General features: G+C 54.5%; 11 protein-coding genes. 3 read left to right on the top strand and 8 right to left on the bottom strand.

The window, feature by feature from the left end:
* Positions 1–21: 21 nt before the first annotated feature.
* Positions 22–1,455 carry an alpha-L-fucosidase gene (locus tag F556_RS0111505; RefSeq protein WP_020617104.1) on the top strand — a complete coding sequence of 478 codons (1,434 nt, stop codon included), beginning with the start codon at positions 22–24 and terminating at the stop codon, positions 1,453–1,455.
* Positions 1,456–1,888: 433 nt separating this feature from the next.
* Here the strand turns inward: F556_RS0111505 and F556_RS0111495 are convergent, their stop codons facing one another.
* The 4 genes from F556_RS0111495 to F556_RS0111480 all read right to left on the bottom strand — a co-directional run bounded on the left by F556_RS0111495 (position 1,889) and on the right by F556_RS0111480 (position 8,037).
* Positions 1,889–3,862: a glycoside hydrolase family protein gene (locus F556_RS0111495; protein WP_020617102.1), complete on the bottom strand. Its 1,974-nt coding sequence runs from the start codon at positions 3,860–3,862 to the stop codon at positions 1,889–1,891.
* A 228-nt stretch (positions 3,863–4,090) separates the two neighbouring features.
* Positions 4,091–5,584: an extracellular solute-binding protein gene (locus F556_RS0111490; RefSeq protein ID WP_020617101.1), complete on the bottom strand. Its 1,494-nt coding sequence runs from the start codon at positions 5,582–5,584 to the stop codon at positions 4,091–4,093.
* A 141-nt stretch (positions 5,585–5,725) separates the two neighbouring features.
* Complete coding sequence (locus F556_RS0111485; RefSeq protein ID WP_020617100.1) at positions 5,726–6,649, bottom strand: carbohydrate ABC transporter permease; 924 nt, start codon at positions 6,647–6,649, stop codon at positions 5,726–5,728.
* A 431-nt stretch (positions 6,650–7,080) separates the two neighbouring features.
* Positions 7,081–8,037 (bottom strand): ABC transporter permease, encoded by a 957-nt coding sequence (locus F556_RS0111480; protein ID WP_020617099.1) that lies wholly within the window; start codon positions 8,035–8,037, stop codon positions 7,081–7,083.
* Between the two features lie 238 nt (positions 8,038–8,275).
* Here F556_RS0111480 and F556_RS0111475 point away from each other — a divergent pair, with 238 nt between their 5' ends.
* Entirely contained in the window at positions 8,276–8,461 is a 186-nt protein-coding gene (locus F556_RS0111475) for a hypothetical protein (RefSeq protein ID WP_020617098.1), read from the top strand.
* A gap of 153 nt (positions 8,462–8,614) precedes the next feature.
* Here the strand turns inward: F556_RS0111475 and F556_RS38755 are convergent, their stop codons facing one another.
* The 4 genes from F556_RS38755 to F556_RS0111455 form a co-directional block, all read right to left on the bottom strand.
* Entirely contained in the window at positions 8,615–8,725 is a 111-nt protein-coding gene (locus F556_RS38755; RefSeq protein WP_020617097.1) for a putative holin-like toxin, read from the bottom strand.
* A 221-nt stretch (positions 8,726–8,946) separates the two neighbouring features.
* Complete coding sequence (locus F556_RS0111465; protein WP_020617096.1) at positions 8,947–10,554, bottom strand: response regulator; 1,608 nt, start codon at positions 10,552–10,554, stop codon at positions 8,947–8,949.
* Positions 10,535–12,394 carry a cache domain-containing sensor histidine kinase gene (locus F556_RS33735; protein WP_020617095.1) on the bottom strand — a complete coding sequence of 620 codons (1,860 nt, stop codon included), beginning with the start codon at positions 12,392–12,394 and terminating at the stop codon, positions 10,535–10,537. Before F556_RS33735 ends, F556_RS0111465 begins: the two co-directional genes overlap by 20 nt.
* A gap of 1 nt (position 12,395) precedes the next feature.
* Positions 12,396–13,907, bottom strand: a complete 1,512-nt coding sequence (locus F556_RS0111455; RefSeq protein ID WP_020617094.1) for an extracellular solute-binding protein — start codon at positions 13,905–13,907, stop codon at positions 12,396–12,398.
* A gap of 332 nt (positions 13,908–14,239) precedes the next feature.
* Between F556_RS0111455 and biuH the strand changes: the two genes are divergently transcribed.
* Complete coding sequence (biuH, locus tag F556_RS0111450) at positions 14,240–14,926, top strand: biuret amidohydrolase (RefSeq protein ID WP_020617093.1); 687 nt, start codon at positions 14,240–14,242, stop codon at positions 14,924–14,926.
* Positions 14,927–14,952: the final 26 nt, after the last annotated feature.

The following is a 14,952-nucleotide window of genomic DNA, read 5'->3' as shown; positions in this document are numbered from 1 at the left end:
ACCAAGAGAGGGGCGGGTAAGATGAGCATCTCCATCCAAGAGGCGGCACGAATCGCGCCTTCGAACAGACAGTTGGCTTGGCAGGAGACAGAGTTTTACGGTTTCATTCATTTTACAGTGAATACATTCACGGACCGCGAGTGGGGAACGGGCGAAGAGTCGCCAGCGGTTTTTGCGCCTACCGCGCTGGATGCCTCTCAATGGGTAGAAGCATGCAAGGTCGCGGGGATGCGGGGGCTCATCCTGACCTGCAAGCATCATGATGGATTCTGTTTGTGGCCAAGCCAATATACAGAGCATTCGGTTTCGAATAGTCCATTCCGGGAGGGCAAGGGCGATCTGGTCCGAGAAGTCGCTGATGCCTGTCGGGAAGCCGGATTAAAGTTCGGCATCTACCTCTCACCCTGGGACCGACATGAGCCGTCCTATGGCGATTCGGATGCGTATAATGCGTTCTTCGTTCATCAGCTGACGGAGCTGCTAACGGGCTACGGCGAGGTATTCGCGGTGTGGTTCGACGGGGCTTGCGGCGAGGGACGTAATGGCAAAAAGCAGGTCTACGACTGGGACGCTTATTATGAGGTCATCCGCAGGCATCAGCCGGGAGCTGTCATCTCTGTATGCGGTCCGGATGTCCGGTGGTGCGGCAATGAAGCGGGCCGTACCCGGCCGGTGGAGTGGAGCGTCGTTCCGGCAACGCTGCGGGACAATGAGAAGATCCAAGAGGAGTCACAGCAAGCCGACGATCCTGCGTTTGCCCGGCGGATCGGGACCAGCGAGGATGATCTGGGCAGCCGGGCGGTGATTGCGGAAGCAGAGGAGTTGGTCTGGTATCCGGCCGAGGTGAATACGTCCATTCGGCCGGGCTGGTTCTATCATGAAGCGGAGGATGGGGCAGTGAAGTCCGTCGCGGAGTTGGTTGACCTGTATGAGCGTACGGTCGGCGGTAACACGACCTTCCTGCTCAACCTGCCGCCGGACCGGCGCGGCCTGATCCACGAGACGGATGCCGCGCGGCTGCGGGGGCTAGGAGAGTATCTGCGTCGCAGTTATGTCCATGATCTTGCGCGGGGCGGGCGCTGCGAAGCTTCGGCAAGTGCTGATGCGCGGCATGAAGCTGCAGCTGTAATCGACGGTCAGCGCGACACCTATTGGCGTGCTCCTGCAGGTGAGGAGCAGGCTTGGATCGAGCTGGAGCTCGGCGCGGATCAGACGTTTGACCGCGTCGTGCTTATGGAGCAGATCGCCGAGGGTCAGCGGATCGAGCGATTTGTGCTGGAGCGGCAGGAAGGCGACCAGTGGCTGCCCTTCTACGTAGGGCGGGTCGTCGGCTACAAGCACATCTGCCGCTTTGAGCCTGTGCGAGCCCAGCGTCTCCGCCTGAGTATCGAGGCCTCGCGCTGGTACCCGACGCTGCGGGCGTTTGAAGTGTATGCTGCGAATGGCGGGGTTTAGTCACGCATGCACTAGAAAAGAGCTTGTAGAGAGATGGACTTATAGAAGGAAAGCCATACTGCAATGCCGGAGTATCCGCATTGCAGTATGGCTTATTTTTCTTCCCTCAGTCAAGAAAAAGTTGTAAAATTATAGTAAGTATTTAAATGCGGTGATACTGCTTCTAAGACCGTGGAAGTGAGGCGAAAGATGAGAGACAGGAATGAAGACATAAAAGGTCTGCTCATCATAAATACCATCTTTTTCGCAGCCTTTGCATTGCAAGTTGTGATAAATTGGGGAGCTAATGCAGTGATGTTTTATTTGTATTTAGCCGTGCTTATACTAACGGCCGCCCGGCTATTGTTTCAGCTTACAATCTTAATTCAAGATAAATATCACTAGGTTATTGCTCGAGGTTTATCAAGAGAGCGCTCTTGCCTACGCAACTCATCTACCCGCCCTGGATCGCTTCTCCCAAGACAGACCAGTCCTCAATGTGCGACGCATCAAACAGCATGAGCCCGTCGCTATGCGCCAAGGCGGTGCTGCATGCTTCATGCAGCAGGCCGGATGCCTGCACATTGGCGATAGCAAGCCCAGTGTAAATAGGCAGCTCGCCTTCGGTGACGATCTGCGCCTGAGTAAGGTATTTCTCAATCTCGCCTGCTGTCTGCTGATAAGCGCCAATCATCAGGAAGTCCAGGTGGTCAATATAACCAGTGCCGATATAGTCGCGGGTATAGAGGGAGGCGGGGACCAGCTCCAGCTTATCCGCATGTCCGAAGCGCGGGCTGCACCAATTGGCGCCATGCACATAATAGCTTTCATACCAGGAGCCGACGTAGGCGGACACTTCGATTCGGCGACCGCTTAGGTTCCCGTAAGCCTCAGCCAGGGCCCTAGTTTCCTTCAAAAAATCGCCGATGATTCCCGCCCTAAACTCCCACCAATCCTGCAGTAAGGGGCCGTCGATACGCTGATCACCAGCGTAACTATAAATATCGGATGGCCAATCGCGTAGTTGTTTGCCTCGATTCGCCAGGAAGGTCTCGAACTTGCGCCGCGAGGTCTCGCTGAAGTCGGCATGGTCATTATCGTAGCGGCTGCGATCATGGACGATACCGTCGACCTCATAGTTCATCATAATTTCTTCAAACGTGTGAAGCTGGTAAGCGCGCGCTTCTTCGTGCGCCGGGTTGACGAAAGCCACAACTCCGGGGTCAGCGCTCTCGCGTTGACGCTTGATGGCACCTCCGTCTCCCAGGCAGCGAACCTGCTCCTCCCACGCGAGATGCTGGTTCAGTACACCATACTCTCCATACAGTATCGAACCCTCGGCGAACACATTAATCGAAGCGTGAATTTCAAGACCCAGCTGGTGTCCGTAGTGGACGAATAGCTCCAGTAAATCCAGGTCCGGATGGGCACCAGCTTTTTTTGCTGCATGGATGCGGCTTGCATGGGGGCGGCCAGTCATTGTCGTTTTCTGATACGTAACAAACCCCTCGACCCCCAACACATCGAGCACAATCATCGTGACGCCATTCTTTTGGGCCTGCTCCAAAAATGCTGCGACTTGTTCAGGAGACTGGAACTTGCGGCTGTTGGCCCCTTGATCGACCCATAGGATGACCCGTGGATCTTGTGCGTGACTTCGTGTGGATGTAGCGAAGGACGCCTGTGCTGTCGCGAGCCTTGTCAGGCCCTCTCTGCAGAATACAATGACGCGCTGCTGATCCATCACCTCTCCGTTCAGTTGAAGCCGCAGCTTGATCTCATTCGTTCCAGGAGACAGTGAGCAGTCAACAGAGAACGTGCCGTCATTAGCAATAGGTGCGGCAGTCTCCTGAACATACAGCTCAAGGTGCTGGCCGTCCGACCCATTACCGATACTGCCGCTAATCGTAGTCTGACTAGCCACGCTGGTGAGCATGGCGTACTGATCCAGATGGAGACAGGGGTGATTATCGTTGCGCAGACCGCGGATGCCAATGAGCTGACCGCCCCTGCGCAGCTTCACACGGTCCCCGGGCGTAAAGCAGGTGGCGAGATACTGATGCTCTGCGCCTTCTGAATTGTGGTCGGCAGATGAGGTGGAGAGTACGAAGCCGCCCGCTGGAATGGTGACATGGATCGAAGCCTCTGAACGCCAAGTGGAGTTTTGGGCGGCGGGCTCCGGTCGAACAACCTGCGTCACGGTCAGATTCGCGCCCACTTGTACGGCGATATGCCGAGCAGGTAAGCGGACGGTATCACCGTAGTCATCGGTATAGACGACCAAGCCCGACCCTTCGGCAGGTTCGGCTGTATCCACCGTGGCTATTGGCCATCGAGGTCCCTCCACGGTAATCGTGATATCCTCGGGAGCCGCCTCGATCTCAAGTACGGCAGGGGCAGTGGGGCGATGTTGTTTGTGATGCTGCATGGATGAGCCTCCTCCGCGTGAAGCAAGTGATGGTAGTTGCTAAAAAGTACCCGTTACATCAAGCTGTTGCGCAGACGCCAACTCCTTATTGCAAAATAGCTAAGGTTTCGCCGGGAGTCCCGGCCCGTCCACTCACCCGCCTTTAGCCCAAAGAAGGACCCGCCGGCGGCGAATCCTTCTTGGTGCCACGGTCGCAGCGAGGGCGACTGCACCAGCGAGCCCCATCGTTTACTGGTTCGAAGCGAACCACTCGTTGGCGGCTTCGACCATTTCTTTGCCGCCCTCGGCATGCCATTGGGCCAGGAATTGATCATAGTTAGCGATCGGCTCGGAGCCGGCGATAAACTTCAGTACATTGTCGTCGAGCAGCTTGTTGAGCTTAAGCGTGTTCTTGGACACCGCTTCAATGGGTGGCGCCAGCGACATTGGATCGACAACGATGATGCCCTCGGCGTTGGCCTGGAATTGCTCGTAGTACGATTGGAGCGTTGCGTCCTTGCGTACACGTGCTTGCCAGAACGTCGGATAGTTCTCTTCATCAACTGCAGTCATGAAGGCACTGGCATTGTTCAAGTCATCGTTGAACTTCGGCAGGATTGGGAAGTATTTGCCGTCCTTCACCTCATGGTGCACGCCTTCTTCGCCGATTGCCATACCTTTGAAGGTCTCAGGCTCCAGCTTGGCGTTCAGCAGCTTCATAGCGCCATCTTTGTTCTTGGACGATTTCGGAATGGCGATGAACCAGGTTGTATTGGCCAGGGTGCCAATTTGAGCGACGCCGTCTTGATTTTTCAGATACGGAATGGGAGTTACAGTTGCATCTGGATTGTTATCGTTCAAGGCAGAGATGGTGTTGCCTGCATTCCACCAAGCGAGCTTGTAGACGCCAGCGCGGCCGCTGGAGAATTTCTCGATTGCCTTGGCTGCAGTGTTGATCGGCATTTCGGTATCAAGCAGGCCTTCACTGTACAGCTTGTTCATGTATTCGAGGAAGTCTTTCATCTCTGGCAGCTCGGCCCGGTGTTTCAGCTCACCGTCGACCTCTTTCCACTCGGTCAATACGCCAAAGGCTGCGGCAATATCGCCATAAATCGAGTCGTTGCTACCTGTCAGTGGCACAATGTTCTTGGCATCGCGAATGGCGACGAGTACATCGTACAGCTCATCCGTAGTCGTAGGCATCTCAAGACCGAGCTCTTCCATCCAGTCCTGACGAATGACGAGTTCCTCGCCAATGCTTACGCCGGCGCCAGTCTCTGGCAAAGCGAAGATCTGATCATTAATGGTGGCACTGCCCCAGGATTCAGGCTTGATGGCGTTTTTAATGTGGTTGCCGTGCGTCTCAATCAGCTCATCGAGCGGCTCCAGCGCACCGGCAGTGGCCAGGTTGTAGAATTGGGCGGCGTTCAGCTTCATCAGGTCAAAGCTCTCGCGATTCGCCACCATCAGGTTGAGCTTCTCATCGGCATTCTCGGCAGGGAGCATTTCGTAGGTAACGTTGAAGCCGGTCTTTTCCGAAATGTATTTGGCGGTATAATCAGTGTTCGGATCGAAGCGGCTGTATTGCATAATCATTTTCAGATCCGTGTTGTCGCTGCCAGCGGATGTATTGTTGGTGCCTTCATTGCCCGGAGTATTCGCAGGGGTTGAGCCACCGCTACAGCCAGTGACCGCCAGGCTGACGCCAAGCGCGAGTGCAAGCATACTAGTTTTCTTGTTCATAGGTAATCCTCCTTGATATCTTAGGTTTCATTAAGACCACGCCCTTGTTGCATGCCACCAGAACCGAAAAATGCAGTCATCACATCCCTTCAATAGCGATAAAAGAGAAGCGTCTTTCAACCTTTTGCAGGAGGCTGAGCCCTAACCTTTTACGGATCCGACCAGCACGCCCTTCACAAAATACTTCTGCAAGAACGGATACACCAACAGGATCGGCACCGTTGCCAGCAGGATGGACGAGGCCTGAATGGATTGCGGTGTCGTGTTTAGTGCAGCATCCACATTGTCCTTCAGAAAATCACCGGTTGAGGAAACGAAGAGCTCCTTCAGATACAGCTGCAGCGGCTTCAGAGACGGGTTCGTGATATAGATCATCGATGCAAAATAGTCATTCCAGAATGCAACGGCGAAGAAGAGTCCGATGGTTGCCAGTACGGGTGTAGAGAGCGGCAGAATGATCATCAGCAAAATTCGGAAGTTGCCGGCGCCGTCTAGCTTCGCCGATTCCTCCAGGGCGTCGGGCAAGCCTTCAAAATAGTTTTTGATGATGAGCATGTTGAAGACGTTGACCATTGCTGGTAAGAACAAGACCGGCAAAGTGTTGACCAGTCCCAGGTTCTGCATGAGCAGATAGGTCGGGATCAGACCGCCGCTGAAGAGCATCGTGAAGATAAACATCAGCAGCAGGCCTTTGCGTCCGCGCAGTCTCGGCTTGGAGAGCGGATACGCTGTGATGGTCGTCAGTAGCAGGCTAAGCGCTGTGCCCACGACTGTCAGGATGACGGAAATTTTGAGCGCATTGAGAAACATGTTGTCCTGCAAAACATATTGATAGGTGCCCCACTGGAAACCGATCGGCAGCAGACCAACACGACCGGAGATGACGGCTTCCTCACTGCTGAACGACTTGGCGATCAGATTGACGAAGGGCAGAATGGTAATAATGCTCATGAGAATAAAAAAGGTATAGTTGAAACCCGCAAAAACCTTTTCTCCCGTCGACGGCTTGATGGACGATACGCCGACGGCTGCGTTGCTTGGACTCGGTTGTTCTGTATTACTCATCTGATCCCTCCTCAAAGCTTTCTTGATGGAAAGCTGGCTTCAAAAAGCATGTACGTAAGCTGTCCGCTGGAAAGCTGGTACACGTGGTCATGCTGCCTCCTGTTCGAAGCTGGCATTATGGAGTGGCGGGTGTTAGTGATGATGCGCTCTAACAGCTACAGGTGCGCGAATGGTGGCAATGCCGTGCTCTAACGGCCACAGGTGCGCTTATTTTACCGATTCCGAGGGTCATTTTCGTCTAACGGCCACAGGTGCAGCTATTTGCGTGAATGCAGGGGGAAATGGGTCTCATTAGGCGCGATAGCGGCATATATGGCCGTTAGAATTTGAAAACACCAATTTTGGGTGAAATAAGCGCTGCGGTGGCCGTTAGAGTGGAGCGTGGACGAAAAACCCACCCAGCAGCATCCTTCAATCACCACGTCACTGCGCTACCAAATCCCGCGTTGCAGGTACTTTCTGCTCATCGAGTTACCGACAATAACCAGCGTGAACGAGATGACAGCCTCGAACATGCCGACGGCGGTGGTAAAGCTGTAATCCTGATTGCCCAGGCCCATTCGATAGACGTAGGTGCCGATGACATCGGATACCTTGTAGACGACCGGGTTGTACATGACGAGGATCTGCTCCGTGCCAGCCTCAAGGATGTTGCCCAGACGCAGGATGAACATCAGGACGATAATGGGTGCAATGCCCGGCAGGGTGACGTGCCAGAGCTGGCGCATTTTGCTGGCACCGTCCATCTTGGCTGCTTCATAGAGCGACGGGTCGATCATGGAGAAGGCCGCCAGGTAGACGATCGTGCTCCAGCCCGTTTCCTTCCAGCCAGCCGAGGTAATCAGTACGCTGCGGAAGACGCTGTTGTCCAGGAAGAACGAGATTTGTTGCATCCCCAGAGAGGATAGCAGCTTGTTGACGAGACCGCCGTCCGTGGACAGCAGATCGATGAACAAGCCGGCAACGATAACCCACGACAGGAAGTGGGGCAAGTAGACAATGGTCTGCACGGTCCGCTTGAACACCATTTTGCGCAGCTCATTGAGCATGAGGGCAATAATGATGGGGAGCGGGAACAGAATGACGATCTTCAGCAGACTGATAATAATGGTGTTCATGAGGACGATGCGGAAGTCTGGCGATGTGAATAGCTTGGCAAAATGCTTGCCACCAACCCAGGGGCTATCCGCAAATCCGGCAAAAATGTTGAAGTCCTTGAACGCAATGATGATGCCGTACATGGGGGTGTACTTGAACAGCAAAAGAAACAAGATGCCAGGCAGGAGCAGCAGGTATAGATCCCACTCTCGCCGTATATCAAGCCCCAGCCGCCTTACGTACCCCTCTCTGCTGCGCTTCACGGGCGATGGGTCCAGCTCAGGCTTCATGGTCTTCTCCTCCTTGTAAATAACGTGTTAATCCAATACTAGCGCGGAACGAATTTGAAGAGTAGGAGAGACTCATATCCTTTTTTGGTACTTTGATGTTGTGTGTGGATGACATGAAATTGCCCGAAAACAAAAAAACGCCAGTGGCCGATGGTTCTTAGCGGCTTGCGCGCTTATGATTTTTGTGGGAATATTTGTGAGAATGCGAAGGTGTTATAGAATGGGGGAGGGGGTTCACATGCTGATCTTATTGTTACTATCGATTCCGGCGAGTGCGGTTGCTTTTTTTCTCCTTTTTCTGCAGGTGATGGCTAAAATCAGGGCTAGAAGAGATCCGCAGCGATCGGTGACGCTTGCTTGTCTGATGCTGGGGTATGCGGTATTGGGGTTGTGCTACCTAATTGTGGTGGTGTCGGGCGTGTAGGGAATTGCATGTCTAAATATCCTGTGCTATGCTTATAATTAATAAAGGCCCGCAGATGCTGGATACATCTGCGGGCCGGATACACAGCCGCTTCAAAGGCGGTCGGCTTCGGAGTAGAAGTCAGAAATAGACCGATTCCTGTCCGGGGGCGGTCTATTTCTTTTTGTTGGTTATGGCGAGAACGACGTTAATAACCAGCCCGATGAGTGAAACAATCAACGCACCGAACGCAATCATAATCGTCAACGCATCTTTAACCTCCATGGCCTCACCTCCCTTCCGGGAGATTAGCCGACCGCCCTTATAAGCCGTTCTGTATACCTGTCCATATTATACCATAGGCCTCCGTTGAGGGGGCCTTTTTGTTTTGTGGTGTAAGGAGACGGGGATAGCAAAATGATAGAGGTTCAATCCCATTCTGGGTGTGACACCAGCTACTTATGGCAGTTAACGCTTGTGTAGGCTTTATATCAAGTCAGCTCTAATTAAGGCTTATACTCCCCCGGGTTGACGCCCCAGTATTTGCGGAACACCTTGGTGAAGTAGCTGACGTCGCGGTAGCCGGTCTGGCGGGCGGCGTCGTAGACCTTGAGGCCTTCTTGCAGAATGGCCTTGGCCCGCTCCATCTTGTGCTCCAGCACATAGGCGGAGAAGGCGACGCCCATCGACTGCTTGAACAGGCGGCTGAGATAGGAGGGGCTAATGTACAGCCGGTCGGCGACGGTATGCAGCGTGAGGTCCTGGTCAATCTCGCGCTCGACGATGGCGAGAATATCCTGGACGACCTGGTTGCTCGTCGTGCGGCGCTGTTCCTGCATGAAGGCCGTGATGCTGCGTGCCGTCCGGTTCAGCCAGGAGCGAGTCTGCTCGCGGGTGCCGAGCAGGGAGAGGTTATGGAGGTACATCATATCCTCGCCCATCACCTGCCGCACGGTCCAGCCCTGCTTGTGGATCAAGCGGATGAACAAACTGCTCAGATACAGCACGAATTCCTGCACATCCTCCGAAGAGGCGGCTGTATCCTGCCCAGACTCCCACAGTGCGGTCAACGCCTCCAGCGCCTTGGCCTCATCGGCTGTCTCGAGCGCAATCTCCAGCGCCTTTTCCAGCGGCTCCTGCGACAGAGCAGGCGGCTGCTCCTGCCGGGGTGCTTCGCGATACGGGATGACAATGTCCGGGCCGTAGACGAGCCGTTCCTGCAGCGCCCGGCAAGCCTGGGTGTACAGCTGGCTCATCTGCTCCAGGTCGCCCGGTGCCTCGCAGATGCCAGCGCTGGCCGTCAGCTTCAGCACCTCTCGCATCTGGGAGAGCAGCTTGTCGAGAGCGGCCTGGATATAGAGCATGGCCTCCTCGGGCGGTTGCTCCGGTGGCAGGACGAAGACGAGCAGGACCCTGTAGTCGGCATCACTGCTGATCCAGCAGGAGGGATGATCCAGCAGCTCCTTGGCCATGCACAGCAGAGTGAACTGCAGGAGCGGCAGGTCATGCGAGAAGAAGCGGGTATTGCCTTCGGGAATCGGATCGACACCGGCGACGGCGACCGCAATCCGGTCTTTTTCCTGCAGCTCGATGAGCAGCTCTTTACTCTGCTTCAGCACCTCCCAGCCGGTCAGCTCGCCAGCGGCCCAGCGCTGGAAGAAGTGCGTATGCAATCCCGGCAGGTGGGCTTCCCACTTTTGCTCCAGCATCGCCTTGCTCTGCCACTGATCCAACTCTTCACGCAGCTCGCTGGCGGCATCCAGTACAGCCTGGAGGATGACCTCTTCGCCAGCAGGCTTCAGCAGATACCTCGTTACTCCGTGTTCCATGGCATCCTGGGCATAAGCGAAGTTATCATGGCCGCTCAGGATGATCATCTTCAGCAGCGAGCGCCCCTTCTGCTCGTGCAGCTTGCGGACCAATGTCAGACCGTCCATCTGCGGCATCTGAACATCAATAATCATCAGGTCTGGCGCCTTCGTTGCAATCAGTGCCAGTGCCTCCACACCATTGCGAGCAACACCGATCACCTCGATCTCGTGTTCCTCCCAGGGCATATCATGCACGAGCGCATGCCGCAGCCTTGGCTCATCCTCAACGATCATCAGTTTCATCGCTAGACTCTCCTTCCGTGTTGTGTTCCATGTTGTGAGTTTTGGCAGCTGCCCGGACCGGCTCTCCTCTCCGGAGAGGGATATGGATCTCCACGCGGGTGCCTGAGCCAGTTGCGCTGTCGATGATCATGCCCGACCCTTCACCGTAATACAGGCGCATCCGCGTATAGACGTTGCGAAGGCCGAACAGATCCCCTGCAATTTCTTCATCACGCGATAGAGAGGTGATACTGCGTCGCTCCATCCGCTGCAGCTCCTGGCGAATATAACTCAGTCGCTCGGGTGGGATGCCTGGACCATTGTCGGTCACGGCGATTTGCAGCGAGTCATCGTCCATCTGGCTGTGGATGCCCAGCAGTCCGCCGCTTTCCATCCCCTCCATGCCATGCAAGATCGCATTTTCCACCAAGGGCTGCAGCAGCAGCTTGAGAATAGGAATACGCTTGGTCTCCTCCAGAATCTCATACGTCACGGTGAAGTTGTCCATGAAGCGCAGCTGCTGGATGCGGATATAGTAGTGCAGGTGTACGAGACTTTCCTCCAGTGTGAATTCCTCTTGCCCTTTGTTCAAGCTGAGCCGGAAAAACCGGGAGAGGTTCATGACCATCTCACTAATTTCGTCGCTATCGTAGCTTTTGGCCATCCAGTAGATGGAGTCCAGCGTGTTGTACAGGAAATGCGGATTGATCTGTGATTGCAAAAATTTGAGCTCCGTCGTTTTCATGCGCAGCTGCTGCTCATAGTGGTCTTCAATCAGATGCTTCTGATCGGTGGCCATCTGGTTGAAGGCATCCAGCAGAACCCCGAACTCGTCACGGCGCTTGTTGTCGAGCCGGATATCCAGCTTGCCGCTGCCGATCTGCTTCATCCCTCGTGACAGCCTGGTCAGCGGAGAAGCAATGCCGCTATACACGACCCAGGCGATCCCAATGGCCAGCAGGATGCTGATCGCAATGATGGTGTACGTGAACAGCCGGAGCTGATCCGATTCCTCGTACAGCTCGCTTTTGGGCTGAACCAGCCGCAGCTGCCACATCGAGTACTCTGAATGGACGGCGACTTCCATCTCGTCTGCAGCGAGCGGGGCAGCCGCTGTCTCGCTGGAGCGGTCAGTGGTGACAATGACATCGTCCTGCTCGTTGAGCAGCGTAATTCGTGTATTGGCGGTCGGTCCCAGAGTCCGCAAGACATGCTGGAGCGAGTTCCTGTTGATCGGAATCATCAGCAGATCGAACTGTCGCTCGGTATTGTACAGGTCCATGGAACGAACAAGCGACAACGTATCCGTGCCCAGCATTTCGCCAAAGGTCGTATCACCCGAGACAGCGGTATCCGGCAGCATATAGCGGACCCCGGTGCCGCCAGAGCGAGCCAGCTCCAGCAGCCAGGCCTGGGCAGGCTCAGATTGGATCTTGCGGCCGCCAAAGCTGGTCGAGATCAGCATATGGGAGGCCTGGTGATACAGGGAAATCTGGGATGAAAAACGATTCACCGCCTTGAGATTGGACAACTGCTTCAGGATGGCGGAGAAGTCGACAATTGCCGCTGGCGGCAAATAAGCTCCGTTCGCATTCAGCCGTTCTATGATCGAGGGGTCGGCAGCAATCACGGCCGACAGCTCCTCGACATTTTGCAGCGCCAGATCGATGTATTCCATGGTCGAGGCGAGGGCGACCGCTGTCCGCTGCTCGGCTTGCTGGTACAGGATGTCCCGCGATCGCTCGATGGCGAACAGACTGATGACGACCAGGGGCAGCAGAATCAGCAGGAAATAGAAGGTGAGCCGCACCTGGATATTGCGCGTGAACCAGTCCCGCAGCCGGCTATAGAGTTGTGTCATATCAGTTGCCCTCCAGCTGCAGCTGCTTGCGATACCAAGCATTGACCTCGGCCGTAATCTCGTCGCCGCCCTGCTGCTTCCAGTCCAGCACAAACTGATCGAAGGCATCCAGCGGCTCAATCCCCATGATAATACGTACAAATACCTCCTGGAGCTCGGCGAGCTGGCGATCGTACTTGCTCATGGCGGGCGTAGGAACGCCGTAAAATGCGCTCGGAATGACATGGTCATGAATCGTCATCAGATTGTCGTACAAGTTGAAATCGCCGAGGGAATCCAGTCGCTGCTTGAACAGCTCTTGATCCGGTACATCCACCAGCGATTGATAAATACCCCTATACAAATGCTTGTCGTGCATCGCGAAATCCGTTACCATGCGGCCGTTTTCCATTCGCCAGATCTCGTTCTCGAATCCCAGCTTCAGATTTTTATAGTCGTCCACGATGAAATCAAGCAGTTGAATGACCCGCTCAGGATGAGCGGTGCTGGCAGGAATGACATTATAACCGCGAATGCGATCCTTGCCCTCGACACCGCTGGCACCGCCTGGACCGACAGGATAGGGGAGCTTGATCCATTCGGCTTCGGGATCACGGCGTTTGTTGGCTGCGATGGGGCCACGGGTATCATACCAGGTGGCCGAGAACAAACCGACGGTGCCGTTCTCTACCTTCTCATAGAGATTGCTGTGCAAGTTGAGGGGGAACTCCTGATCCAGCAGCTGCTCGCCGTAGAGCTGGGCCAAAAACGCGAGCGCTTCCTTGGTTTCGGGAAGGATGCTGCCGTTCACCAATTGTCCGTCTCTCTCGAACCAGGAACCGAGTTGGACGCCAAAAGCGCCAAAAAACGGCGACGAACGTCCAAGATCAACCATCATCGTCATCCCGATGGTATCGCGCTTGCCGTTGCCGTCCGGGTCCTCCAGCGTAAATGCGCGAATGACCTCGTAATATTCCTCCAGCGTCTCAGGTGGCTCCAGGCCGAGACGGTCCAGCCAGTCCTTGCGCGCATACATAATTTCGTTGCCGATAACCTCATTTAGACTCGGAATCGCGTAAATCTGACCATTGTGGCGTACGCGCTCCCAAAGCTCCTCGGGTATCTTTTGTAGCAGATTCGGACCATAGGCTTCCAGCAGGTCATCGAGCGGGAGGAAGGCGTCTTTCTTCAAATAATGATCGAACCACACCGCTTCATAGGTATGCAGCATATCCGGGAGCTTGCCAGAGGACATAATGACATCGAGTCGTTCCTCATAAACCTCCGGTGGTGGCGTGATGACCTGCACGGCGAGGCCCGTCCTGCTCTCAATATAGCTTAGATAGGGGTTCTCGTTTTCGTCCAGCCCTTCCGGGAAGGAGAGCCCCAAATTGTTAATCACGATATTCACTGCGCGTTGCTCAGTGGATGCTTCTTGCTTCTGCCCAGAGGGGCTGGTGGACAAGCACCCGGCGCAGAGCGCGCAGAGGGCAAGGGTGGCTAAGGGAGCGAAGGTACGCGTCATTCGTTTCATGATGGGGTGCCCCTTTCGAACATAGTTGAGCTTTGACTCTATGGGTAGACGAGTTCCCGTTCAACTTGGATGATTCGATAATTCGACAAGAAACCGATTTCACCTGCTGGAAAAATAAACGCCTATGATTTGGACATGTAATAAAACATAACCTTTTCGCTTGTGTTTGTCATTATTCACAAAAGAAATCTAGGTACTATTGTGAAATTTATAAAGACAAATCAAATTTGTTGTAATATAATATGACACATAGAAGAAAACGAGTAAGAAAACCTAACATATTACGACCGAGCCTATTAATCACAATGGACTTGGGAAGGGAGCTCACATAGATGAAACAAGTTACAGCACAACCGTACGCATGGCCTTACGATGGCGCAATTGATCCCGCCAAGACCGCACTTGTCATTATTGATATGCAGATCGATTTTTGTGGCAAGGGAGGATATGTCGAGCAAATGGGCTATGACCTGTCGTTGACTACCCGGCCCATTGAACCGATTAAGCGGCTGCTAGCCAGAGTCAGAGAAATCGAGGGCTTCACTGTCATCCATACCCGGGAAGGACACAAGCCGGACCTCTCCGATCTGCCAGCCAACAAGCGTTGGCGCAGCAAGCAGATTGGAGCCGAGATTGGCTCGGTTGGACCAGCAGGACGGATTCTGGTGCGGGGTGAGCCGGGCTGGCAGATCATTGAGGAGCTGGCACCGATCGCAGGGGAGCCCATTATCGACAAGCCGGGCAAGGGCAGCTTTTATGCCACAGACCTGGATTTGATCCTCAAGAACAGAGGAATTACACATCTTATTCTTACGGGAATCACAACCGATGTATGCGTCCATACCACGATGCGCGAGGCCAACGACCGAGGCTACGAATGCTTGATCTTGGAGGACTGCACGGGAGCAACAGATGAGGGCAACCATCAGGCAGCGTTGAAAATGGTAACCATGCAAGGCGGCGTGTTCGGCAGTGTGGCTGGCTCGCAGGATGTCTTGAAGGCACTGGAAGGCAAATAAATAGATAAATACATCGGAGGGAAGTC

This window comes from Paenibacillus daejeonensis DSM 15491, assembly GCF_000378385.1.
GTDB classification, from domain to species: domain Bacteria; phylum Bacillota; class Bacilli; order Paenibacillales; family Paenibacillaceae; genus Paenibacillus_D; species Paenibacillus_D daejeonensis.
Note: the sequence above shows the minus strand (reverse complement) of the source record. Positions and strands in the feature narration are given on the sequence as shown.